Source organism: Bradyrhizobium sp. CCH5-F6, assembly GCF_001556045.1.
In the GTDB taxonomy this organism is placed as follows: Bacteria; Pseudomonadota; Alphaproteobacteria; order Rhizobiales; family Xanthobacteraceae; genus Bradyrhizobium.
On the sequence record NZ_LSIC01000124.1, the window covers coordinates 59,060 to 83,597 of the forward strand.

The 24,538-nt window shown below is 63.9% G+C and carries 20 protein-coding genes; 13 read left to right on the forward strand and 7 right to left on the reverse strand.

All coding sequences use genetic code 11. The features are described from left to right. Positions 1 to 17 precede the first annotated feature (17 nt). The 4 genes from AX729_RS23185 to eutC are packed head-to-tail and all read left to right on the forward strand — an operon-like array spanning position 18 to position 3,927. Positions 18 to 953: a phosphotransferase gene (locus AX729_RS23185; RefSeq protein ID WP_061026694.1), complete on the forward strand. Its 936-nt coding sequence runs from the start codon at positions 18 to 20 to the stop codon at positions 951 to 953. Continuing rightward, positions 953 to 1,741, forward strand: coding sequence for a histidinol-phosphatase (hisN, locus tag AX729_RS23190; RefSeq protein WP_061026607.1), 789 nt, complete (start codon positions 953 to 955; stop codon positions 1,739 to 1,741). The genes AX729_RS23185 and hisN overlap by 1 nt, the downstream gene beginning before the upstream one ends. A 4-nt stretch (positions 1,742 to 1,745) precedes the next feature. Then, on the forward strand, positions 1,746 to 3,137 hold the full coding sequence (locus AX729_RS23195; RefSeq protein WP_061026608.1) for an ethanolamine ammonia-lyase subunit EutB: 1,392 nt from the start codon (positions 1,746 to 1,748) through the stop codon (positions 3,135 to 3,137). A gap of 1 nt (position 3,138) precedes the next feature. Beyond that, positions 3,139 to 3,927, forward strand: coding sequence for an ethanolamine ammonia-lyase subunit EutC (gene eutC, locus AX729_RS23200; RefSeq protein WP_061026695.1), 789 nt, complete (start codon positions 3,139 to 3,141; stop codon positions 3,925 to 3,927). 91 nt (positions 3,928 to 4,018) lie between these two features. Here the strand turns inward: eutC and AX729_RS23205 are convergent, their stop codons facing one another. Continuing rightward, entirely contained in the window at positions 4,019 to 4,858 is an 840-nt protein-coding gene (locus tag AX729_RS23205; RefSeq protein ID WP_061026609.1) for a glyoxalase superfamily protein, read from the reverse strand. Between the two features lie 473 nt (positions 4,859 to 5,331). On the opposite strand from AX729_RS23205, the gene AX729_RS23210 reads away from it, so the two are divergent. The 6 genes from AX729_RS23210 to AX729_RS23235 all read left to right on the forward strand — a co-directional run bounded on the left by AX729_RS23210 (position 5,332) and on the right by AX729_RS23235 (position 13,007). Further along, complete coding sequence (locus tag AX729_RS23210) at positions 5,332 to 6,441, forward strand: ABC transporter substrate-binding protein (protein ID WP_156457169.1); 1,110 nt, start codon at positions 5,332 to 5,334, stop codon at positions 6,439 to 6,441. A 231-nt stretch (positions 6,442 to 6,672) separates the two neighbouring features. Further along, positions 6,673 to 7,533, forward strand: coding sequence for a hypothetical protein (locus AX729_RS23215; protein WP_061026611.1), 861 nt, complete (start codon positions 6,673 to 6,675; stop codon positions 7,531 to 7,533). A gap of 294 nt (positions 7,534 to 7,827) precedes the next feature. Next, positions 7,828 to 8,664, forward strand: a complete 837-nt coding sequence (locus AX729_RS23220; RefSeq protein WP_061026612.1) for a universal stress protein — start codon at positions 7,828 to 7,830, stop codon at positions 8,662 to 8,664. 43 nt (positions 8,665 to 8,707) lie between these two features. Next, positions 8,708 to 9,445: an ABC transporter ATP-binding protein gene (locus AX729_RS23225; RefSeq protein ID WP_061026613.1), complete on the forward strand. Its 738-nt coding sequence runs from the start codon at positions 8,708 to 8,710 to the stop codon at positions 9,443 to 9,445. Beyond that, positions 9,442 to 11,805, forward strand: a complete 2,364-nt coding sequence (locus AX729_RS23230; RefSeq protein WP_197433653.1) for an ABC transporter permease — start codon at positions 9,442 to 9,444, stop codon at positions 11,803 to 11,805. Before AX729_RS23225 ends, AX729_RS23230 begins: the two co-directional genes overlap by 4 nt. A gap of 2 nt (positions 11,806 to 11,807) precedes the next feature. After that, positions 11,808 to 13,007 (forward strand): efflux RND transporter periplasmic adaptor subunit, encoded by a 1,200-nt coding sequence (locus AX729_RS23235; protein WP_061026615.1) that lies wholly within the window; start codon positions 11,808 to 11,810, stop codon positions 13,005 to 13,007. Between the two features lie 88 nt (positions 13,008 to 13,095). On the opposite strand, the gene AX729_RS23240 is transcribed toward AX729_RS23235, so the two are convergent. Then, a complete protein-coding gene (locus AX729_RS23240; protein ID WP_061026616.1) occupies positions 13,096 to 14,187 on the reverse strand; it encodes an enolase C-terminal domain-like protein in 1,092 nt (363 codons plus the stop codon). A gap of 193 nt (positions 14,188 to 14,380) precedes the next feature. Here AX729_RS23240 and AX729_RS23245 point away from each other — a divergent pair, with 193 nt between their 5' ends. Next, a complete protein-coding gene (locus AX729_RS23245) occupies positions 14,381 to 15,943 on the forward strand; it encodes an adenylate/guanylate cyclase domain-containing protein (protein WP_061026617.1) in 1,563 nt (520 codons plus the stop codon). A gap of 213 nt (positions 15,944 to 16,156) precedes the next feature. On the opposite strand, the gene AX729_RS23250 is transcribed toward AX729_RS23245, so the two are convergent. Beyond that, the gene (locus AX729_RS23250) at positions 16,157 to 17,086 is read right to left on the reverse strand and encodes an alpha/beta hydrolase (protein ID WP_061026696.1); all 930 of its coding nucleotides are present in this window, start codon (positions 17,084 to 17,086) and stop codon (positions 16,157 to 16,159) included. Between the two features lie 557 nt (positions 17,087 to 17,643). Here AX729_RS23250 and AX729_RS40595 point away from each other — a divergent pair. Next, complete coding sequence (locus AX729_RS40595) at positions 17,644 to 17,784, forward strand: hypothetical protein (protein WP_164936762.1); 141 nt, start codon at positions 17,644 to 17,646, stop codon at positions 17,782 to 17,784. On the opposite strand, the gene AX729_RS23255 is transcribed toward AX729_RS40595, so the two are convergent. Genes AX729_RS23255 through AX729_RS23265 form a run of 3 tightly spaced genes read right to left on the reverse strand, consistent with a single transcriptional unit; the run spans position 17,781 to position 21,596 of the window. Beyond that, positions 17,781 to 19,367 (reverse strand): ATP-binding protein, encoded by a 1,587-nt coding sequence (locus tag AX729_RS23255; protein WP_061026618.1) that lies wholly within the window; start codon positions 19,365 to 19,367, stop codon positions 17,781 to 17,783. The two genes, AX729_RS40595 and AX729_RS23255, sit on opposite strands and share 4 nt — an antisense overlap. Next, complete coding sequence (locus AX729_RS23260; RefSeq protein WP_061026619.1) at positions 19,364 to 20,068, reverse strand: response regulator transcription factor; 705 nt, start codon at positions 20,066 to 20,068, stop codon at positions 19,364 to 19,366. Before AX729_RS23260 ends, AX729_RS23255 begins: the two co-directional genes overlap by 4 nt. Before the next feature lie 19 nt (positions 20,069 to 20,087). Beyond that, a complete protein-coding gene (locus AX729_RS23265; protein WP_061026620.1) occupies positions 20,088 to 21,596 on the reverse strand; it encodes a DUF4153 domain-containing protein in 1,509 nt (502 codons plus the stop codon). Positions 21,597 to 21,782: 186 nt separating this feature from the next. On the opposite strand from AX729_RS23265, the gene AX729_RS23270 reads away from it, so the two are divergent. After that, entirely contained in the window at positions 21,783 to 23,159 is a 1,377-nt protein-coding gene (locus AX729_RS23270; RefSeq protein ID WP_061026621.1) for a glycoside hydrolase family 3 N-terminal domain-containing protein, read from the forward strand. Between the two features lie 31 nt (positions 23,160 to 23,190). On the opposite strand, the gene AX729_RS23275 is transcribed toward AX729_RS23270, so the two are convergent. Next, positions 23,191 to 24,462 carry a DUF892 family protein gene (locus AX729_RS23275; protein WP_061026622.1) on the reverse strand — a complete coding sequence of 424 codons (1,272 nt, stop codon included), beginning with the start codon at positions 24,460 to 24,462 and terminating at the stop codon, positions 23,191 to 23,193. Positions 24,463 to 24,538: the final 76 nt, after the last annotated feature.

The window sequence follows — 24,538 nt, forward strand, 5'->3', positions numbered from 1 at the left end:
GAAGGTGGGGCGGAATGATGATGCAACTTGGTTCAGGTCGGACCGAAGCCGAGCGCGCGCTGGAGGCGGCCATCGTCCAGGTGGATGCCTGGAAAGGATCTCGTCTGACCTACAGGCCGGTTTCGGGCGGCATCAGCAATACCAACTTCCGGGTTGCCGTCGAAGGCCATCTGGTAAGCTATTTCGTCAAGATTCCCGGGCGTGGGACCGAGATGTTCATAGACCGTCGCGCGGCGCGTGCGGCCAGCAAGCAGGCGGAGATCATCGCGGTCGGCCCCCCGACCTTCGACTATCTGGATCACCTGGACATCGAGATATCCGAGTTTCTGGATGACCGGCGAGCCTCCACTCATCGTGACTGCGTCGATCCGTCATTCCGTGCGAGTGTCGTCCAGATGTATCGCCGTTTCCACGAGGGCCCGTCGCTTCCTCTCACCAAGACCGTCTTCGACATGATCGACGAACACTACGAGCAGGTGAGGCAGCTCGGGGGCCATTCGCCGGAGGATCACGCGTGGCTCCATCATCAGTACAGGCAGGCCCGCGCGGCACTTGAAGCGGCCGGGCTGGATCTCGTGCCATGCTTCAATGATCCGATGCCCGGGAATTTTCTGGTCGGCGAAGACAGGTCGATCAAGCTCATCGACTTCGAATATGCTTCCAACAACGACAGGCTCTATGACCTTGCAATCTGGAGCGGCGAGCATTTCTTCTCGGAGGACGTCGAGCAGGAGATCATCGAAGAGTATTTCGGCTCCTACAGAAAGCAGTGGCACGCGCGCTTCATCGTCCACAAGGCGCTCGCGGACATCAAGTGGAGCACATGGGCCATGGTGCAGAACCGCGTTTCGACGCTTGATTTCGACTTCTACAAGTACGGAATATGGAAACACATGCGGGCCCGATCCATCATCCACGATCCACGATGGCCGCTGTTCCTGAAGGCCCTGTGATGGTAATCCCCGCCGTCGCGGCCGACGACGCCCACACCTATGTGTCCTTTGCGGCGGAGCTTGCGGATCTGGTCCGGCCCGTCGTGCTGTCCTATTTCCGCACGCCGCTGGACGTGATCTCGAAGGCCGACAGCAGTCCGGTGACGATTGCCGATCGTACGGTTGAGCTGCGCCTTCGCGAGCGGATAGCGGAACGCTTCCCCGAGCACGGCGTCATCGGTGAAGAGATCGGGCGACGGCCTGGCGGCGCATTCACCTGGATCATCGATCCGATCGACGGCACCAAGAGCTTCATCACGGGCTTTCCGTTGTTTGGCACGCTGATCGCGTTGACCCATGAGGAGCAGCCGTTCTGCGGCCTGATCGACATTCCGTTCATTGGGGAGCGGTGGGTAGGAAGGCCGGGCCGGACTCTCTTCAACGGCGGATTGGCGCGGACGAGCGCGTGCCAAAGCATCGCACACGCGCGCTTCTACACGACTTCGCCGGACATGTTCGCGGGACGCGAGGCCGAGGCTTTCGAGAGGGTGTCGAGGGCCGCGCGAGTGCGCCGTTTCGGAGGTGACTGCTACATCTACGGCTTGCTCGCGTCGGGACATTGCGACATCGTCCTCGAGACGGGCCTCCAGCCGCATGACTACATGGCACTGATTCCGGTCGTGCAGGGGGCGGGGGGCTGTATAACCGACTGGGCGGGGCGCCCGCTGACACTCCGATCGGAGGGACGTGTCCTTGCGGCCGCAACGCCAAGGCTTCATGCCGAAGCGCTGGCCCTGATCCGAGAGTAACGGGATGCCATACAAGACGTCTATCGACGGGACCGTCTATCGCTTCGCCGACCTCAGGGACCTCCTGGCCAAGGCGACACCCGAGCGCTCGGGCGATCAGCTTGCAGGCATCGCCGCGGACGGCCCTGTCGAGCGACTGGCGGCGCAGATGGCGCTCGCGGACCTGCCGCTCAAGACTTTCCTCGCGGAGGAACTGATCCCGGCCGAGATAGACGATGTTTCGCGCCTGATCGTGGAGCGGCACGATCGAGACGCTTTCTCGATCGTCTCGTCGTTGACGGTCGGCGAATTCCGCGAGTGGCTGCTCAAGCCCGACACGTCCCAGCGGCAGCTCGAAGCGGTGGCGCCCGGATTGACGCCCGAGATGGTCGCCGCCGTCTCCAAGATCATGCGGCTTCAGGACCTGATTTCGGTGGCGTCCAAGCGGGAGGTGGTCACGCGCTTCCGGTCGACCATCGGCTTGAAGGGGCGGCTTTCGACACGCAACCAGCCCAACCATCCGACCGATGATTCCTACGGCATCGCGGCCTCGGCGATCGATGGCCTGTTGATGGGATCAGGGGACGCCGTGATCGGCGTCAACCCGGCGACCGATACGGTCGATGATTACATTCGCATCGTTTCATTGCTGGATGAGCTCCGCGCCCGCCTGTCCATTCCAACGCAGACATGCTGCCTCGGTCACGTGACGACCGCGATGAGAGCGATCGCAGCGAACGCGCCAGTGGATCTGGTGTTCCAGTCGATCGCCGGATCTCAGAAGGCGAATGAAGGATTTGGCGTCAGCCTGTCACTGCTCAAGGAGGCTCATGAGGCCGTGCGTGGGCTTGGACGGGGGGCGATCCATGCCAATCTGATGTACTTCGAGACGGGGCAGGGAGCAGCTCTGTCGGCCGATGCAAACTTCGGGGTCGATCAGCAGACGATGGAAGCCCGCGCCTACGCCGTCGCGCGCGAGTTCAATCCGCTGCTCGTCAACACGGTGGTCGGTTTTATCGGACCGGAATATCTCTTCAACGGCAAGCAGATCATCCGCGCAGGTCTCGAAGATCATTTCTGCGGCAAGCTGCTGGGCTTACCCATGGGCGTCGACGTTTGCTACACCAACCACGCGGATGCCGATCAGGAGGATATGGACGCGCTGCTCACGCTTCTCTGCGCCGCCAACGTCAATTTCGTCATCACGGTCCCAGGTGCCGATGACGTGATGCTGAACTACCAGTCGCTGTCACATCATGATGCCGTCTATTGCCGCGAGATCCTGAAACGGCCCCCGGCGCCGGAGTTCGAGCGATGGCTCTTCGACATCGGGCTGACCGACGGCGAGGGCCGGCTTCTGGAGGCGCCGCCGCAGCTCCTGGATCATATGGCCAATGCCCGGCTGCTCGGAGGATGACATGACGCGCGAGCTTGATCGAAAGCCGGCAGTGCCGTTCGATCTCCGGAAAATGACCGAGGCTCGGGTAAGTCTCGGCCGGTTTGGCGCGGGTTTGCCGACGTCCGCAGCGCAAGCCTTCCTGCTCGATCATGCGCGGGCAAGACAGGCCGTCTGGTCCGAGGTCGATTGGCTCTCGGTGCGAGCCGGCCTTGAGGGTTTGGATCTGGGAATGATCGAGGTCGAAAGCCAGGCTCCGGACCGGGCCACCTATGTCCGTCGTCCGGACCTCGGCCGCAAACTCTCGTTGCAGGCGGCGGAGCGCCTCGTCGGCATCCGTTCGGACTATGACATCCTGATTGTCGTTGCTGACGGATTGTCTGCGAGCGCGATCGGTACGAACGCGGGGCCGTTGACGCGGGCGATCGTCGAGCGCCTGTCAGCGCTGCACCTTTCAATTGCTCCTTTGGTTCTGGCCTCGCAGGCGCGCGTCGCACTCGGCGATCCGGTTTCGGAGATCGCAGGTGCGAGGATCTCCATTATGATCATCGGCGAACGGCCCGGCCTTTCGGCGGCCGACAGTCTCGGAGTCTATGTGACCTATGCGCCGCGGCCGGGCACGCCAGATTCAAGACGAAACTGCATATCCAACATCCGCAGCGGCGGGCTTGCCATCGACAGTGCTGCCGATGGCGTGGCATCGCTGGTCGCGGACATGCTGAGAACGGGAACCAGCGGAGTTGGATTGAAGGATGCCGTGGCGAGACTGTCGCACGACGGACGTCCAGAGGGTCTTGCTCCTCCGGTGTGAGGCGGCTCAGAATGTTGCCCCCTCCCAGAGCGCGATGACGAGTCGTCCCAATCGCATCGCGCTCCAGGCGGGTTTCTCGTCCCGTCCGATGTCACGGCCCCGGCGTGACGAAGGCGGAGATGATCGTGCCATCCCGGGCCAGCGCAATCTGCCAGTGCGAAGCACCGCCCTGATGCCAGACGGAATAGACGTCCTGCCCTTGCGGACCGACGCCGAGAAAATCGACTGAATTGATCGCTCCCAGATCGGCAAGGCCGCGTTGCAGGACCGGCAACTGCTTGCGAGTGGCCTCCGCGAGGTCCGTGCTCATCTCCGCGTAGTTCGGTTGACCCGAGGCGACGCCCTCGATGAGACGGCGAAGCGCGGCCTCGGTCCCCGGACTGGCGGAGCGGCTGCTCATGCGCTCTTCGATCGCCCGCTCCAGCGCCTGCGCTGTGTCCGCGTCGATCCGTTGCATGGTGTGATCGTTGCCATGCTGATTCAGGACCACGGCCGTGGCTGCGCCGTCTGCGCTCAGGGTGAAACGAAGCCTCGCCCCGACGTCCCTCGCAACGAACTCGGTTTCGCTCACGGCATGAAAGCGACCCGAGGCTTGTCCGCTCAGGCGCGCCGAAAGCTGGTCGTTGTCGCGGGTGACGGTGAACACGGCATTGTGGAATTGATATGCGCCGGCGTAGCGGTCGAGTACTGCCGGTGAGAGCTGAATTTCGCGGTCTCCGGAGGCGGCACCGTCCGTCGCGGCGGTAGCAGTGCCCCTGTCGGCGCCGTGGTCTGCGGATCGGATCTTGGCTGCGAGCACGTTCCAGTCGGGCAAGCCCAGGATTTTTGCAATCAGCTCCAGGCTCTCACCGACCGTGAGCGAGACGGACCTGGCGTTCAGGGCGTCGCGAAGTGTTTGCGCCATGGCTTTGGCGTCGCGGAAATCGCGCATGCGTTCGTTTCCCTTGCAGTGCGAACGGAGATTGTCAGGGCTTGCGTTGCTGACCCGTTCGCTCGAGCAAAGGGAGCGCGCGGCGATCTGATACACTTCACCATACCCCGGAGGGCGCAAGCAGCGGGCGGTATCGACCCGCTCAAATTGTGATCGAGGGTCTTACGCTTGTCAACCGAACCAACGGCATCTCTACGAACCAGGGAGATCGTCACGTTCGAGTGAAGCACTGATCCGGCATCACCCGTCGCCTTCCCATTTGCCGCTTGGCGGAGTGCGCCAGGACAGCGCGCCCGACCGGCATGCATCGCGCGCCTTCATCCGGCCCGCGCCCCTCCCCGAGATCGGGTTTGTCCCTAGGCGTAGGGACAGACTTTCTCCGCGGCCAGAGCCACACTGCGTTGGCGAAAAATAATACAAGGGAAGAAATCATGATCAGGCTCTGCCTTGCCGCATTTTGCGTTTGCACCGCAATGGTTCTCGCCATCCCCCGCGCAAATGCCGACATCAAGGTGGGAATCGTGGTTTCTGCTTCGGGGCCGGGCTCGGCGCTCGGGCAGCCGCAGATGCGGACGGTTGCTGCACTCCCGAAGGAGATTGGCGGCGAGAAGATCGTCTATATCGCCCTCGACGATGAATCGGATTCGACCAAGGGCATTCAGAACGCCCGGCGGCTCGTCATTCAGGACGGCGTCGACGTCCTCATCGGTTCCTCTCTGACGCCGGTGACCATGCCGATGATTGATGTCGCCTGGGAAGCCAAGACACCGATCATCTCGCTCGCGGCGGCGACAGCCATCGTCCAGCCGATGGACGAACGGCGCAGATGGGCCTTCAAGGTCGTTCCCAACGACGACCTGATGGCACTCGCGATCCTCAAGCACATCGCCAGGTCGGGCGCGAAGACCCTCGGTTACATCGGCGTCTCCGACGGATATGGCGAGGGCTATTACAAGGAAGTGAGCAGGCTTGCTCCAACCCTCGGCCTGACCCTGACCACGCACGAAGTCTATGCGCGCGCCGACACTAGCGTGACCGGCCAAGCTCTCAAGGTGATGGCGACGAATCCGGACGCCGTCTTCGTCGCCTCGGCGGGCACGCCGGCGGTTCTGCCGCAGCAGGCGCTTCGTGAGCGGGGCTATTCCGGCAAGATCTACCAGACCCACGGTGTGGCCACCGAGGAATTCATCAAGCTCGGCGGAGCCAGTGTCGAAGGCGCCGTCTTCACCGGCGAGGCGTTCACGATCGCGGACGATCTGCCGGCGGATGATCCGTTCCGCAAGGTCCGAGACGAATTCTTGTCCGCCTACGAAAAGGCGAACGGGCAGAAGCCGAACATCTTCGCTGCGCATCTGTGGGATTCGATGGCGCTCCTCAAGACGGCGATACCGAATGCCTTGAAGGCCGCGAAATCCGGCACGGCGGAATTTCGCGCCGCCCTTCGCGACGAGCTCGAGCGCGGCAAGGACGTGTATCTGAACAACGGCCTGTCCACGATGAGCGCGACCGATCACAATGGCTATGACGAGCGCTCGGCATTCTTGATCAAGGTGGAGGGAGGCCGCTTCAGGTTGCTGAAATAACGCCAGCCTTCGCCGAACGCGACTTCGCCGCCGAGCGGCCGCACGCCCTTGATCCGCAACGCACGATCTTGCCGCACTTGCGCCATCAGCTCGCAAAGGTGGGCGCACAAGCGGCGGCGTCGCCGTCTCCGACAGGGGGGCGTCGCTGGGATCATGCGTTGATCTTCATCAAGATGGTGGCGATGAAACGCGGGCAAGCTCAACGAGAAGATGCAGATTGGAGGATTGACCATGCGTGCTTGTCTTTTCGCGCTGGCTCTCGTGATCGCCATTCTGGCGTCGTCCTCGGCGCATGCGGGCTGCTGGCCGAGCGAGAACTTTCCGCTGGTCTGCTGGCTCGATACGAAGGGCGAGGGGTGCTCGGAGCACCACGCGCTGACCGCCGCCAAAGCAGTGATGTACCCGTATCCGAAGCAATCCATCTATGAGTTCGAAACCACCCATTGGTGGACGGGGCCGCCCATAACGGCCTGCCCGCCGAGCAAGACGATCAAGTTTACCGGCATCTGGGACCGCGAGACGGGCAAGGCGGAGGAAACGGCGTCCAATGGTTGGTCGTCCTGGTCGCGCTACGTCTATTGCAGCAACAACCCGTGGACCGGACAGGGTCCGTCGACGGTGCCGATCTGCTCCGGACCCGCCAACGACCCAAATGTGGGGCAGCCGGTGACCTCGGCGATGCTTTCGCAAAGTCAGAGACTGAATTTGCTCCAGGTCCAGGAGCCGCTGCACACGAGGTGCCTGCAGGTCGAACCGGATCCGCTGGGTTCGGAATGGCTGACGGGATACTCACTGGTCCGGGTCGTCGTTTCGCACCATGAATTCCAGAAGATCGAGTGGCACTATTTCTTCCAGGAGTTCTATTCGTTCGACGGCTGGAAGGAAGTCCCCGCACCGAAGTCGAAGCTTCCCCTGATTTCGACGAAGACATACACTGAGCGTCGCATCGCAACCACGAGCGGGCGGTTCTGGCTCAACAAGAAGGGGCGTTGGAAGATCGTCGCGGTCCCGAAGCCGACCTTGCCCGTCGCCCAGCTCGTGGCAACGACCGTAACCAACGAATGCCCGGGCGCACGATTCAACATCCAGTGAAGGCAGATCGACCAGCGGGGGCCCCTCCCGAAGTCCGTGTTGGGACATCGACAGCAGTGACCAGCACGCGAAGGTGCATCTGCGGCGACGCTTCAATCGCCTCTGCTGCCCAATTCCGCCACCCTGTCTGTTGAGTGAAGGGCCGGTCTGCGCGATGATGTCGCAGCAGAAGGTCGTGGTAGGCCGCAGCCTCTCGTCTGGCGCCATGGGGCAAGCCGCCGGTACTCTGAGCTAGATCAAGCTGTCCGGAACTCGCGTGAATATATTCAGGCGGCTTCAGTTCGGAGAGTCAAAATGGCAGTCAAGGACATCTTGCTCACTCTCACCAGCTATCCCGACCCGACCCCGGTCGCGGTGATCGACCGCGCCGTATCGCTGGCTTCTCTCCTCGGCGCCCACATCGCGGCGATCTCCTGCGAAGTTCATGTGCAGGTGCCCGGCAGCTTCCTGTCGGGGCCGGGCAATGTCGGGGCAATAGTGGCCAGCGAGGCCCACAAGAGCCGGAAGAATGCCCAGGATCTGCTGGCAACCTTCGAATCGACTGCACAAAAATCCGGTGTTGCGCACGAGATCGTTCTCGATCGTTGTTTGTCGTCCGAGGTGCCGGACGTTCTCGTGGAATATGCGCGGTTTCGCGACCTCGCCATAGTGCCGGTGCCGGAATCTTACGACCAATGGTATGCTGAAGCGATCATCTTCGGTTCAGGGCGACCAACCATAGTGCTTCCGGAAGCCTCGGCCGCCAGGGAGTTCGGACTGGACAGGGTTCTTATTGGGTGGGATTTCAGCCGCGCGGCTGCGCGTGCAGTATCTGATGCCATTCCGATCATGGAGAAGGCGCGCGAGGTCTGCATCCTCACCGTAACCAACGAGAAGGTGATTCCGAGCCGACGCTCGTCGTCCGAACTCGCCAAGAACCTGTCGAAGCATGGCATCGACGTGGTCGTTGAGGAGGTCGATGCCGCTGGACGGGCGATCGGTAGGGTTTTCGCCGAGCAGGTTGCCTCCCGCAGGGCGGATCTCCTTGTCATGGGGGCGTACGGTCATTCCCGTTTCCGGGAGTTCGTATTGGGAGGCGCGACCCGGAGCATCCTGACGAAGCCGCCGATTCCGGTGCTGTTGTCCCACTGATCACCGGGGACAAAGCACTGAAGGCGGCGAGCGGGTTACGCCCATGGACGCCCAACCGTTCGAACAGGATAACAAGAGATCCCCGGTGTTTCACGCCAGGGGTCTTTCGAAGACCTATCGAATGGGAGAGATCGAGGTGCATGCGCTGCGCGACGTCGACCTCGACATCTTCGAAGGCGAGTTCGTCGTGCTCCTAGGGCCGTCCGGATCGGGCAAGTCGACCCTGCTGAATATCCTGGGGGGCCTGGACAGCCCGACTTCGGGCGAGGCTCATTGGCGGGATCATAATCTGGTCGGGGCGACTGATGCGGAGTTGACCCGGTACCGACGTGAACACGTGGGCTTCGTCTTTCAGTTCTACAATCTCATTCCCAGCCTGACGGTGCTTGAGAACGTCGCGCTGGTGACCGAGATTGCGGACAAGCCGCTTGAGCCGCGGGAGGTGCTTGCGCTCGTCGGGCTCGAGGAGCGGACCGATCACTTCCCCTCGCAGCTGTCCGGCGGCGAACAGCAGCGCGTTGCGGTTGCCCGTGCCATCGTCAAGTCGCCGGATGTGCTTTTGTGCGACGAGCCGACGGGCGCGCTGGACTACGAGACCGGCAAGGTGGTGCTGGCGGCGATTGCGCGAGCCAATGAGCGCCTCGGCACCACGACGATCATCATCACGCACAATGCTGCAATTGCAGGCATGGCGGATCGCGTACTGCGGCTCGGCGGCGGGCGGATCGTCGGCGAGGAGCGTAATGCGCATCGGCTCTCGGCAGACGAGGTGCACTGGTGAGCCTGCTCGATCGAAAACTGCTGCGTGACATCGGCGCGATGCGGGGCCAGGTGCTGACGATCGCGCTGCTGGTCGCAGCCGGCGTCGCCGTCTTCATTGGGTCGGTCTCCACCTACGAATCGCTCAATACGGCCGTGGAGCGCTTCTACGCGGCTGCGCGGTTCCCGCAGATCTTCGTGAGGCTCAAGCGGGCACCGCTGTCGATCGTCCCGCAAATCGAAGCAATTGCCGGCGTTGCCACGGTTGAGCCCCGTATCGTTCGTGAGGTCATCGTCGATTGGCCGGCTGCATCCCAGCCGGTGTCGGCCCGGATGGTGTCGCTCAGCCATGCGGGCGACGAAAGGCTCGCCCGACTTCATTTGCGCCGTGGCACGGCGCCCGAGCCCGGCTCTGCGAGAACTGCAGCGATTAACGAAGCGTTCGCGGAAGTCAACGGAGTGAACCCCGGCGACGACGTCCGCGTCCTGCTCAACGGGAAGGTGGAAGCTTTCCACGTCTCCGGCATCGCGCTTTCGCCCGAATATGTCTATGCCGTCAAGCCGGGCCTGCCGATTCCCGACGATCGGCTCTATGCGATCCTTTGGGTCGATCGCAGTGCGGCGGAAGCCGCCTTCGATATGAAGGCAGCCTTCAATGACGCCGTCATTTCGCTGGCGCCGCGCACCGATCCGAAGCCGGTAATCGACGAACTGGACCGGTTGCTCGAACAGTACGGATCGGTCGGCGCCGTCCAGCGGCGAGATCAGCCTTCCAACCGCTTCCTCGAGGATGAACTGAACCAGCAGAAGGTGATGTCGACCACGATCCCGTTCATCTTCTTCGGGGTCGCGGCGTTCCTGCTCAACAGCGCTCTGGGGAGGATCGTGGTGGTCCAACGCGAACAGATTGCCGCGTTGAAGGCTCTGGGTTTTCCAACCTCGGCGCTGACTATGCACTATCTCAAGCTCGTTCTCGTTATCGTGTTGATTGGATCTGCGCTTGGCATTGGAGCCGGCTGGAGCTTCGGGAAAGCGATGATTGCAAGCTACCAAAGCTTCTTTCGCTTACCTGACCTGCCGTTTCGGCTGACGCCGTGGTCGTTGGCGCTCGGGATTGCGATCAGCCTGGCTGCGTCATCGCTTGGCGTCCTGACTGCTCTGCGGCAGGTCGTCCGGCTGGCGCCGGCGGTCGCCATGCGGCCGGCGGCGCCCCTGGGCTTTCGCCGCTCGTGGATCGAAGCGCTTCTGCCAAGCAACGCGATCAGATCGCGCCTGCTGATGATTTTGCGGAACACCGCCGGACGTCCATTCCGTTCGCTACTGACCGTCGCCGGGGTGGCCTTTGCCGTCCCAATGATGGTGCTGGGGATCTTTTGGCGCGACGCGATCAATGAGATGATCGATCTGCAGTTCAACCTGGTGGAGCGCGGCAACACGACGGTGACGTTTCCGCACCCCATGGACCGGGCCATAATGCGGGACCTGGCTCGCGAGCCCGGTGTCTTGGCCGTGGAAGGACAGCGCATCGTGCCGGTGCGGCTACGCGCCGGGCAGCAGAGTTATTTGACCTCGGTGATCGGTCTATCCACGGGAGACGAGCTGCGGCGGCCGCATGATGCCATGCTGCGCCCTATCGCGGTAAGCCCCGACGGGATTACGCTCACACGGCGGCTTGCCGAACGGCTCGACGCGAAGGCCGGTGACGTCCTCACGGTCGAGGCGATGGAAGGACGACGACGCAAGCGTGATCTGCCGGTCAGTGCCCTCGTCGACGAGGCGATCGGAATGGCATCTTACATGGAGATCGAGACCCTGAATCGCTTTACCGGCGAGGGTGCCGTGATTTCGGCGGCGAGCCTGTACGTTGAGCCGACTGCGATGATGGCCTTGGGGCAAAAGTTCAAGAGCTTACCGACCATCGAATCTGTGACGATGAAGACGTATGCGCTCACTTCGTTCATGGAGAAGATCGCCGGTCTCGTTTTCGTGACCGCCGGCATCCTTGCGGCCTTCGCCACCATCATCACGGTAGGAGTCGTCTACAACAGCGCGCGCATCAGCTTGCAGGAGCGCGCATGGGAGCTGGCCAGCCTTAGGGTGCTGGGCTTTACGCGCGGCGAGGTTGCGAGCATCCTGTTTGGCGAGTTCGCTATCGAGATCGTGCTGGGGATTCTGATCGGCCTGCCGCTCTCTCATGCCGTTATCGGACTGATCGCCAGATTTCACTCCAACGAGAGCTTCCAGATACCTGCCGTGATCGCCCCGCAGACCTATCTCATTGCCGCCGGCGTCGTCCTCGTTGCGGCTGCCGCCAGCGCCCGCATTGTCAAAGGCCGTGTTGATCGAATCGACTTGGTCGCAGCTCTCAAGACCAGGGAGTGAACATGCACGTCACGGGCCGTCATGTCGCGATTGTTGCCGGACTTTTGGCCGCCGCCGGAGTTGCGGCCTGGCTCCTGATTCCGGCCTCAGTGCCGGTCGAGACTGCAGCTGTGACAAAGGGGAGGTTCGCCGCCACCGTCGATGAGGATGGCAAGACGCGCGTCCGCGAGCGGTACGCGGTCGCCGCACCGCTTGCGGGGCGGCTGAGCCGGATCCGGTTCAAGGTTGGCGATGAAGTTCAGGTCGACGACGCCGTCGCCACGATCACCCCATCCCCAGCTCCCCTGATGGACCCACGGACTCGCCGAGAGGTCGAGGAAAGATTGGGAGTGGCCGAAGCCAATTTGGAGCGCGCCAGGGCGGTCGTCGAGCGGGCTAAAGCCCAGAGCGATCAAGCCAATACCGATTTGACCCGGGCGCGGACTCTGGCCCAGCAAGGAGCGGCGACGACGCAGGCGCTCGAGCGTGCAGAGCTTGTGGTGCGTCTCGCCGACCGGGATCTGCGGGCGGCGGAATTTCAGAATCATGCCGCCGAGCATGAGATCAGCCAAATGCGTGCATTGCTGGCCCGGTACGGCAACGATGGCAACGGGCGCCCGGATAGCTGGAACGTTGTGTCGCCTGTCGCCGGCGTGGTGCTGAGGGTCGCGCAGGAAAGCGAAACGATCGTGCAGCCGGGTACGCTCTTGCTTGACGTCGGTGACGCCAGCGATCTCGAAGTCGTGGCCGACGTTCTCAGCACCGATGCGGTGGAGATCCGTCCCGGAGCCGATGTCAGCATCGACCATTGGGGTGGCGAGGCGAAACTGAAGGGTCGGGTGCGCCGGGTCGAGCCGGCAGCTTTCACGAAGGTCTCGACGCTCGGAGTCGAGGAGCAAAGGGTCAATGTTCTCGTCGACATCCTCTCGCCCGCGAAGCAGTGGGCACGACTAGGGGATGGCTATCGGGTGGATGTTCAGATCACCGTCCTCGCGCGGGACGAGGCCACGATCGTCCCATCCGGCGCGCTGTTTCGTCGGGGCGAAGGCTGGAATGTCTATGTTGCGAAAGGCGGGCGGGCCGAACTGCGCCAAATCGAGCTCCTGCGCCGGTCCGGCCGCTTCGCGGCCGTCGCTTCCGGCCTCGCCCCTGGTGAAGAGGTGATCGTCTATCCCAGCGACCGAGTTGCACCGGACGTGCGTATCGCACCCCGATCACTTTGAAGAGTCCGCCGGCGACGGCGAATGCGGTCGCCCCCATACGCCGACATTGGCCGCAAGGACGAACACGTTGAGAGCCTCCGCCCTCGACCTACCCCACCAGATACTTTTTCACCGCCGCCTCGTCCCATTCGATCCCGTTGCCGGGCTCCTCGCTTGGCAGCGCAAAACCATCCTTGATCTGTAGCCGCGTCGCCAGCACTGCGTCGGCCCAGTCGACATATTCCAGCCAATGCGCGGTCGGTGTCACGCAGAGAAGATGTGCGCTGACTTCCGAGAACAGATGCGTCGACATCTCGATGCCGGCGGCGTGCGCAAGCGACGCAGCACGCAGCCAGCCGGTGACGCCGCCGATGCGCTGCACGTCCGGCATCACGTAGTCGCAGGCTTCCGCCGAGAGCGCCGCCTGCATCGCGAAGGCGCTGTCGAAATTCTCGCCGATCTGGACCGGTGTGCGTAGCGCGTCCGCGATCCGGGCGCAGCCGGCATAGTCGTCGTGGCGGATCGGCTCCTCGATCCAGCTCAAGCCCTCGTCGTCCAGCATCTCGCCGCGGCGGATCGCCTCGGTCACCGTCAGCGCCTGGTTGTAGTCGCACATCAGCGTGACCTGATCGCCGACGGCTTTGCGCACCGCGCGCACGACGGCGAGATCCTCCCGCGCATCCGGCCGGCCGACACGGATTTTGGCGGCCCGGAAACCCTCGGCCAGCAGCTTGTGGGCTTCCTCGACCGCAGCGCCGGCCGGCATGATCCCGAGCCCTTTCGAATTATAGGCCTTGACCGGCTTCGGCGCGCTGCCGAGCAGGCGCGCCAGCGGCAGGCCCTTGCTGCGGGCGAGCGCATCCCATGCCGCCATGTCGATACCGGATTGCGCCAGCCGTTGCAGGCCGGCGAGGCCGAGCAGCGTGAAGCGCTGGGCCAGCTTGCGCTCGATCTCGAATGGCAAGAGCTCGTCGCCCGCCAGCAGTTCTGACATTTCCGTGACCATCGCCGCCAGCGGCCTCAAGGCAGAGGGCGTGATCGAGAACAGATAAGCGTGGCCCACCGCGCCCTGGTCGGTCTCGCAGTCGATCAGCACCAGCGGGGCCTTGGCGACCGCGCCGGTCGAGGTTTGCAGCGGCAGGTTCATCGGTACGATCACGGGCCGCGCATGGAAGCGCTTGATGCGGATGGTCTCGGTCATGGGGTTTCTCCCGGCGGAGCGGATGCAGGTCGGTGCCGAACTTGAGCATCCGTGATCAAACGAAAGGGCACCGAGCCGGACTACCATAAAATGGGGTTGCGTCGGCCGGCAAATATGGGCTCTGTGCCGCCGCATTCTTCGCCGCGGATTCGGACGGGCCTTGCGACAAAATCGCACACAACGGAGCCACAATTTGAAACAAGAGATCTCCGAAGAACAGCGCAAGAGCGGCATCCTGACCGGAGCCGTGATCGTCTTCCTCCTGCTTGCCCTGCCGCTCGCGGTGTGGCTGGACCTGACCGAGCTCAACAAGACGGGGCTGCGCCGGCAGGCGATCGATCTCAATTCGGTGATCACGAGCGTGCGCGGCTATTACGCGACCAACGTGGTCGGGCGGATCCTCGCCAACCGCGATGGCACCACCAAGGTCGTGCACAATTACGAGTCCGTCCCCGGCGCGATTCCGATTCCGGCGACGCTGTCGCTGGAGCTCGGCCGGGTGATCGGCGCGCAACAGGAGAACATCACCTACCGCTTCGTGTCCGACTTCCCGTTCCAGAACCGCGCGCCGCACCAGCTCGACAAGTTCGAGAGGGATGCGATCGACGCGCTGCGCCGGGATCCCGAGCAGAAGATCGTCGATACCGAGACCTCGCTGTTCAACGACAAGGTCCGCCTGGTCGCCCCCGTCACCATGGGGCCGGCCTGCGTCAGTTGCCACAACAGCCACCCCGAAAGCCCGAAGAAGGACTGGAAGGTGGGCGATGTCCGCGGCATCCAGGAGGTGATCATCGCCCAGCCGATCGCGGCCAACATCTTCTCGTTCAAGTACCTGCTCGCCTATTTCGTGATTGCCGCCGGCAGCGGACTGGCGTTCCTGTCGCTGCAGCGCCGCCAGGCGCGCCGCATCAAGGGCATGAACAAGGAGCTCGAATCCGCCAACGACTTCCTGGCGTCGCTGTCGATGAAGATCTCGCGCTACATCCCGCCGCAGGTCTACAAGTCCATTTTCAGCGGCCAGAAGGACGTCACGATCCATACCGAGCGCAAGAAGCTCACCATCTTCTTCTCCGACATCCAGAACTTCACCGCGACGGCGGAGCGGCTCCAGCCGGAGCAACTGACGCAGCTGCTGAACGAATATTTCACCGAGATGTCGGCGATCGCCCACGAGTATGGCGGCACCATCGACAAGTTCATCGGTGATGCCATGCTGATCTTCTTCGGCGACCCCGAGACCAGAGGCGACCGGGCCGATGCGCAGGCCTGCCTCCAGATGGCCTGGCGCATGCAGCAGCGCCTTGCCGAGCTCAATGCGAAATGGCGCGCCTCCGGCGTCGAGCAGCCGTTCCGCTCGCGCATGGGCATCAATTCCGGCTATTGCAACGTCGGCAATTTCGGCAGCACCGACCGCATGGACTACACCATCATCGGTGCGGAAGCGAACCTCGCCGCGCGCCTGCAATCGATCGCCGAGCCCGGCGGCATCGTGCTGAGCTACGAGACCTTTGCCCTCGTCAGCGACATCGTCCGCGCCCATGCGCTGCCGGCGATCACGATGAAGGGCATCAGCCGCGAGGTCATTCCCTATTCGGTCGACGCGCTGACCGACGCGGCGGCGGAAAGCAGCGGCATCATCACCGAGCGCGCCCCGGGGCTCGAGCTCTATCTCGATCCCGCGGTGGTGAAGTCGGGCGATGCCGCGCGCGTGCGCTCGCTGCTGGAGAACGCGCTGGCCTCGCTCAAGCCGGCGTGATGCGACGCGAAGGTTGATCTCGTTCCCCAACCGCGGGCCACGGATACGGCGCGCTCCCTCTCCCGCTCGCGGGAGAGGGCCGGGGAGAGGGTGTCTCCTCAATGGGACAATCCCAAGAGCACTCACCCGCGCCTTCGGCGCCGACCTCTCCCGCAAGCAAGCCGGAGAGGTTGTGACCCCGGCTCCGTCTGTTTGCCCGCCAAGGCCAGGCCGCTACGGCAACCCCCGCGCCTCCAGCTGCTTCACCAGCAGCAGCGTCGGCTCGGCGAGGCTGTCGCCGGAGCCGTCGAGGCCGAAAGCGCTGGCGATGCCGTCGCGGCTGCGCAGCAGCGCGCTGCGCGGGCAGTGGCCGGCGCCGCAGAGCGTCTTCTTCAGCGTCTCGCCCTGCGCCACGATTGCAGCAGGATCGTCCGCCGCCCAGGCCAGCACGATCGGCACGTCGACGTTGATGATGCCGGGAAAGACCGATCGCGCGTTATACTGGCTTGAATCCGTGCCGAGATAGGCCTTCTCGCTGTCGCTCGCGTCCTTGCCCGCGCGATAGATGCCGGACACCAGCACGACCGCGGCGACATCGGCGCGGTCGGCCTGAAACTCGGGATGCGCCAGCAGGGTCGCGACGTGGAAGGCGCCGGCGCCATAGCCGATTGCGACGATCTCGCGAGCATCGCCGTTGAACAGATCGATATTGCCGTGGACCCAGGACAGCGCCGCCGCCACGTCGGTGGCCCCCATCGGCCAGGCCGCCGCGGGCGCCAGGCGGTAGTTGACGCGCACGCCGATCATGTCGTTGCGCGCGGCAAAGCACATCGCCTGGTCCTGGATCTGCCGGGCCAGCTCCGGCGCCGCGTGGTCGCCGGTGAAGCTGTCGCCGGTCACGAACAGCAGCACTGGCCGCGGCGTATCCGCCTTGGTTGCGCTGGTGGCGACGTCGAGCACATTGGCTTCGCTCTCGCCATAGCGCAGGCCACGCGAGAAGGTGACCTGCTCGCACAGCCGCGCCGTGCCTCCGGCGGTCGTGTCGGAATCGGTGAGGCCCACGCGCACGAGATCGGACGGCGCGGAGAGCCGGGCCGGCAAAGGTCCATGCGCGGAGGCCGTGCTCATGGTCAGAAGCAGAAAAAACGTCAGAAAATTCTTCATGATGATGCCGGCCGCCTTGCGGGGCTCATATTGGCTCGCTGATGTGACCTGTCTTTTCAATTCGCCTCATTAGTAGTCGGCTGGCCTTGAGGCGAATTCGCGGCACTGTCGGCCGGCCGGCAGCCGGCGCCGAACATGCGTCTTACTTCGCAGGCGCCTCATTTCGAACGCAAGTCGCCGGCCACGGGACGATTGCGGGGCGCGGCCAGTTTGTCTCGATACCTCAAGCCCTTGCCGGCGCCGGCCAGTCTCGCGCCGGAAACGGCTTTCTACTGTGCATGGGGTTGTTTTCGCAGTTTTTGTTTTGGACGACCCGTCAGGCCCGCTTCATCGTCCGGAAGGTGGCGGAGTAACGGTGCACAGCACTTGCCGGACGCCGCCGTCCGGTACGCGCCCACGCCTCGACCTGACGCACGATCGGCGCCAGCCAGCCGGTCGGCCCCGCCTGCGGCTCTGCGAACAAGCCGAGCTGCGTCATTCCTCGCACGTCTGTGATGGAACCTAATGGTGGCTGATGCGACTTACATATGACGCGGGGAGTAATGTGCGAGGCTGTCATGGCAGAGAAGCATACCGCCGATCCGGTAGAGATCATGCGGGCGACCGGTCACCCTGAGCTGGAATATGCCGCGGGCTGGACCATCGCCGGTCTCGTCACCATCGGCGCCATCGTCGCCGCCTGGGTGTTCGCCATCTAGGCTGCGGGAAACTGGAGTTCGAAGGCCGCGCCTTCGTCGGTCGGCTTCAGCGTGATCGAGCCGCCATGGCTCGCCATGACCGCACGCGCGATCGCCAGCCCCATCCCGGTGCCGCCCTGGTCGCGACGGGTGGTGAAGAAGGCATCGAAGATTCTGTCGCGGTTTGGCGCCGAGATCGGCTCGCCGTCATTGCTGACCGTCAGCAGCAGGGTCGTCCGCTCGTCCACCGCCTCCAGCCTGATCGTCCGCGACTTGTGCCGCACCGCGTTGTCGACGAGATGCGACAGCACGATCAGCGCCTTCTCGCCGGACATGCCGATCGCCCGGTCGAGGCTGCCGCTGGCGTCGATTGAGCTTGCCGGAAACCTGCTTCTGAGGTCGGCGATCACGGGCGCCAGCTCCGTGCGCTCGTTCTGCGGCAGGCTTTCGGCGCGGGCGAGCTCGCGCAGCCGCTGCGCCATCGCCTCCAGCCGCTGGGTGTCGGACAGGATGTTGGCGATGAATGTCGTCTGCTCGGCGGGCGTCAGGCTGCCCGATTTGCCTTGAACCGAATCCTGCAGCAGCTCGGCCGCGCCCTTGATCGAGGTCAGCGGCGATTTCAGCTCGTGGGTGAGGTGCGCCGAGAACGTCGCGATGTAGTCCGAGCGGCGCGCCAGCTGCTCGGCCATGCCGAGGAAGCTGTGCGAGAGCTGGGCGAACTCCCGCGTGCCGTAGTGCCGGAGGGGCCGGAACGCCTCGCGGTCACCGCGGCCAATTCGTGCGGCACGATCGATCAGCTCGCGCATCGGCAGCGTGATGGTGCGCGAGAACACGAGTCCGATCGCGATCGTGCCGAGGATCACGGCAAGCCCGGCCAGCACGAACTTGCCTCGCTCCTGGTAGAGATGGTCGAAGATGTTGCTCGGCGTCCGCGTGGTGTAGATCACCCCCGCGACGCGGTTGTTGACGATGACCGGCATGGCCGAGAACACGTGCACGCCGAGGCCGCGGCTGAAGGAATAGATCGGCGGCGGCGGCTTGTCCGGAACGCGGTTGCGTAAGGTGGCGCGGTATTGGCCGTGCAGCGCGTCCGCGACCTCCTCGATATGCGCAAGCGATTGCCCGACCTCCTGCCGGCCGGCGATCACCACGCCCTGCGGATCGAGGATGCGGAAGCCCGCCAAAGTCACCTTCTGGGTTTCGCGGATGATCGGCGTCAGCCTGGCGCCGATCTCGACATAGGCGGGTTGGGCCGGCTGTGGCGCAGCCTGGGCATCCGGCCGCCGCCGCAGCAGGTCGTTCGCAGTGAGGTCGAGCGCGGGACGGATCGGCGTGACCTGGTCGCCGGGATCGGGCAGCACGCCCGGCGGCACCTCGGCGCCCAGCGTGAGGCCGCCGTCGAGCCTCGCCGTGACCTCCTGGGCATAGATCGTCGCCAGCACGCGGCTCTGCGCGATCAGCTCGGCCTGAGTCTGGCGGATCAGCTGATTGTCGTAAAGGCGGAAGAAGAACAGGCCGACCAGCGGCAGCACGCCAACGGTGGTCAGCACCGTGAAGATGACGAGCCCCAGCGACGGCCGCCATTTGTCGGGTGCCGTGCTCATGCCTCTTTCTCGCAGCGGCCGAGCTTGAAGCCGACGCCGTGGATGGTTTCGATGACGTTCTCGCAATTCAGCGCCGCGAGCTTGGCGCGGATGTTGCGGATATGGCTGTCGATGGTGCGGTCGGAGACCTGGATGTTGAGCTGATAGGCCGCCCGCATCAGCTGCTCGCGGTTGAACACCGAGGTCGGGCGGGTCAGGAAGGCGCGCAGGATGCCGAACTCGATCGCCGTCAGTTTGAGCGGCGTTCCCGCGAAGGACGCCACATGCTGCTCGGGATCGATCAGGAGACTCCCCTGCGTCAGAGCGGCCGCGCCGGCCTTGATCTCGCCGTTGCGGGGACCGAGCCGGCGCAGGATGACGTTGACCCGCGCCACCAGCTCGCGCGGGCTGAACGGCTTGGTCACGTAATCGTCGCCGCCGATCTCGAGCCCGAGGATGCGGTCGATCTCCTCGTCGCGCGCCGACAGGAACAGGATCGGCACGTCGGAGGACTTGCGTACCTCGCGACAGACGTCGAGGCCGTCGAACTCGGGCATGCCGATGTCGAGCACGATCAGATCCGGCCTGTCGGCGGCAAAGCGGGCGAGCGCCTCCTTGCCGTCGCGCGCCTCGATCACGTCCATGCCGGCCTTCTTCAGGGCAACACGGATGACCTCGCGGATGTGACCCTCGTCGTCGACGATGAGAATGCGATGTGCCAAGAAACTCTCCGCTGCCTCGTCAGCCAGCCGGCTGGCTGCCGGACCGGGCTTTCGCCTGGGCGTCCAGCCTGCGCTGGAGCCGCAAGCTTCGGAAGCCCCAGCTCCGCCAGGCCAGGTCCCGGCGCAGCTGTTCTACAAGCCTGTCTCGCTGTGACACAAGGCAGCCCTCGCCGGCCGCGGGCCGCAGCGCGATTGCCTTGTCGATGGCCGGCAGTGCCTGCGGCCCGAGCGTCAGGAGATAGTCGATATCGATCTGCACGCCCTTGCCCGATGCCTCCCGGCTGTGAGCAACATTGTAGTCGGCGATGAAGGCGTCGAAGTTCACGAGCGAGCATCCGTAGAGCACGATCGTCAAAGCGATCAGGTTGGCGCCGATCAGCCATTGGTTGGACCTCCCGAGCACGATGCGAGTAACGATCAGGATCAGTCCCAGCGCCACCAGCCCCATCCAGATGAAGGCCGCGATGCGCCAGTAGGTCAGCATGTAGATGTCGACATAGAGATCCAGCCGGAGGATGGACGAGGCGACCAGCAGCACGTTCTGTCCCACCCAGAGATAGACCAGCGCGCGGATCACCTTCGATTTCTCGGCCGGCCCGCCCGGACGCATCGCGATCAGCACGAAGGCGGCGGCGAGCAGGGCGGTCGCGATCAGCGGATAGGCGCCGCGATGGGCGTAGGTTGCATAGGTCAAATTGTCGGGCAGCGCCACGTGGCCCCAGAGATAGATGCCGTCGAGAACGGACTGCGCTGCGAACAGCAGATTGAACAGGATCAGCGAACGCAAGATGGTCGAGGAGCCCAGGAATTCGATGGGGACGAAAGGCGGGAGCGGCTGCGGCTCTGGGCTTTCGACGATGGCTGCGGCGGCAGCCTTCTTGCTTCGCCAGCGCACATGGATGAAAGGCCAGACCAGCGCCAGCATCGAAGCCCAGAACAGCGTGCGCCAGACGCTGACATATTCGAAGACGACCCGTGGATTGAGCAGGGACACCCATTGTTCGATCACCGGATTGGCCGCCGCGAACAGCGCAAGGAACACGGTGCTCAGTGCCGCCGGCAGCAGCCATAGCGCAATGCCGCGGGTGAATGCGGACAGGTTGAATATCTGGAGCGCATCGGGAAAGAACCGCCAGAAGCCGAACAGAACGAGGTTTCGTAGCGCGCGAGCGCGGTCGGCGAGCCCGGTCGTCTCCGGATTGGTCGCGAGCAGCAGGGCGACGACCAGCGCCGTGACGAGGATCACGAACGAGAGCGCAGTGAGCTCCTCCACGGCCGGCACAAGACCGAGAGCGACGACCGCGCCGCCGATCACCCCGCGCCGAAGGTCCAGCGTGGCGTGATTGGCGAGCAGTGAGGCGCAGGTGATTGCGATGGCGAAGATGATCAGCGACAGTCCGACCCGGTGGCCATAGAAGAGCCAGTCGGCGAGCGCGGCGAGCAGCAGCGCCATTGCGAGCTTGGCCGACAGCGAGGAAGGCCTGATCGGTTGAATGTCCGTCGTCGAGGTCGAAGCCAGGCTCGTCATGTCCAGAAGATTCTCCGTGAAGGTGCATCACGAATTCTGGACGGCGCTTGTGCAGAAGCCGGGATCATGGTCTGCACGGTTTCAGGAGTCTTTTGCAGTTTTCGTGCAGGCGCACGTTTGTCTCTCGCGCGGCGTCACCCGCTTTGATAGGTGCGAAGCATTCGCTCCAATCGCGTGTGATGCATCATGCAATTTCTCAATCGTCTCGGCCTCATCCTGCTCTGGCTCGCCGCGCCGCTCGCCGCATTCGTGGCGGCGAACAAGAACGATCCCTATTTGCTGGTGCTGCGCGGCGCCGGAAACATCGCGCTTGTCGTCACAAGCATCTTGGTCGTCATCGTCCTGCTGCGTCGCGGGCATTGGCGCAGCATTGCGGGCAAGCTCCTCGTCTTGCTCTGGTGCCTGCCGCCGGTTCTGATGTCTGCGGCGCATGTCAGGTTCGAGCTGCGCAAGCACGATGTCCTCGGCGTCAGCGCCGCTGAGGCTCGCCAGCTCGGACCACATTTCATGGTCGGATACTCGTCCTTTCCAGAAGTTGCGCGCCTTGCTGAGCTGGGATTGATCGGCGGCGTCTATGTCACCCGCCACAACATCCGGGGACGGACGGTCGAGGCGTTGCGCGCCGAGCTCGCGGCGCTTCAGGATATCAGGCGGGCAGCCGGCCTGCCACCGCTGGTTGTCGCAGCAGACCAGGAAGGCGGCATCGTCGGGCATCTCGCGCCACCGCTGACCAAGGTGCCGGCGCTGGCGACCCTCACCGGCCTTGCTCCCGACGATCAGCAGGCCAAGGCCGAAGAGTTCGGCCGCATCCACGGGCGGGAGCTCGCGGGGCTCGGCGTCAACCTCAATCTCGCTCCGGTGCTCGACCTCAAGCCTCCGCCGCGGCGCAATCGTCTCGACTTCCACACGCTGATCGGGCAGCGCGCGATTGCCGCCGACCCCGTCGTCGTCAGCACGATCGCGAGCGCCTATGTTCGCGGGCTGGAAGAGTCGGGCGTCGGTGCCACCCTCAAGCATTTTCCCGGCATCGGCCGCGTGCACAGCGACACCCATCACTTCAGCGCCAATCTCGATACGCCAGTGACCGAGCTGGAAGCAACGGACTGGCTGCCGTTCCGCGAGGTGCTGTCGCATTCGCGCAGCGCGCTGATGGTCGGTCACGTCACGTTGACCGCCGTCGATCCCGGCCGCGCCGCCTCTCATTCGAAGCTGGTCGTCCAAGGAATCATTCGCGACAAATGGGGGTACCGGGGCATGGTGATGACCGACGACCTCGTGATGGGTGCGATCTACCAGAACGACGTCTGCAAGGCCGTGGTGGAGGCGATCAATGCCGGTGTCGATCTGCTGCTGGTCGCCTATGACGGCACGCAGTTCTACCGCGTCTTCGCCTGCGCTCTCGACGGATCACGGCGGGGCAGGCTGGATGAGGCGATGCTGCGTGCGAGCGAGGCGCGCCTGAAGACGGGTTTTGCGGCCGAGCAGGCGCGCGCCGTCTCACGCGGTGACACTTCACGCGAAAAAACGCATACCGCCCCCCGCGTATTGGCGAGGGGCGGTTGAGTGCGGTGTGGCTGCGCGTGCGACAGTGCTTCTATTCGGCCTGCTCCAGCGGCGCGGGCATCTTCGCCACGGACATCAGCGAACGCGCTACCTGATTCAGCAGGAGATCGGCGTTCTCCTCCTCCGCGAGTGACTTCGAGAGCAGAGCGACGATCGCGCTGTGCCGGAGTTGCTGCGCCAGGTTGCGTGCCGTGGTGTAGCCCGACATCTCGTAATGCTCGACGCGCTGGGCCGCTGAGATCAGCGCGAGGTCGGCGGCGGCGTCCTCCTTCTCCTCGCCTTCCTTCATGACCTCCTGGCCTTCCTCGATCAGGCCCATCATGCCCTTGCATGGCTTGGCCCGCGCACTCTCGCCGAGCAGCTGGAAGCATTCATTGATGCGCTCGACCTGGTTCTCCGTCTCGGCCAGATGCTGCTCGAACAGTTCGCGCAGCTGGTCGAAGCGCGCGGCCTGGGCCATCTTGGGAAGCGCCTTGGTCAACTGCTTCTCGGCATGGAGGATGTCGCGCAGCTCGTGAAGCAGAAGGTCGGTCAGGCCCGACTCGTCGACGGGCGACGAGCTCTCCGCGACGATCGACGGGGCTGAACCGGGATCGGAAGACTGGAGGGCAGGCGATTCCGTGAATACCCAGTCTTCGCCTTCGTTCCAGGGGCCGCGGGTGTCGATCTCGCCGTGATCACCGCTGCCGGTGGAATCGTTGAAATACTGGTTCACGAGACCCGGCGTCGGAGCAATCCTGCCGATACTGAAGGCCGGCTTCGACAGGCTTTCGAGCGCTCGCGCGAACGCCTTCATATGCGTGATCTCTCGTGTCATCAGGAACTGCAGCGCGTCCTTGCTGCCGGCGTCATCGCAGAAATTGATCAGTCGTTCGTAGACGATTTTTGCACGCGCCTCGGCGGCGATGTTGCTGCGGAGATCGACGTCGAGCTCGCCGGTGATCTTGAGATAGTCGGCAGTCCAGGGATTGCCTTGCGAGTTGAACAGATTGACGCCGCCGCCGCCGGCAATCGCAATCAGCGGATCGGCTTCGGCCGCCTGTCGGTCGTTCTTCGAAGGCGCAAGGTGCATCCGGGCAAGGCAACCGACGACTTCGAGATGGCTGAGCTCTTCGGTGCCGATGTCCATCAGCAGGTCCTTGCGGTCTGGATCCTCGCAATTCAGCCCTTGAATCGAATACTGCATCGCCGCCGCAAGTTCGCCGTTGGCGCCGCCGAACTGCTCGAGGAGCATATTGCCGAAGCGCGGATCGGGTTCGTCGACGCGCACGGTGAACATCAGCTTCTTGACGTGGTGATACATGGGACGGCTCGCGCTATGAGGGAAACTACGGCGACAACGGGCCCTTGGAATGATCGTTCCTCGCCATCCTGGAGAT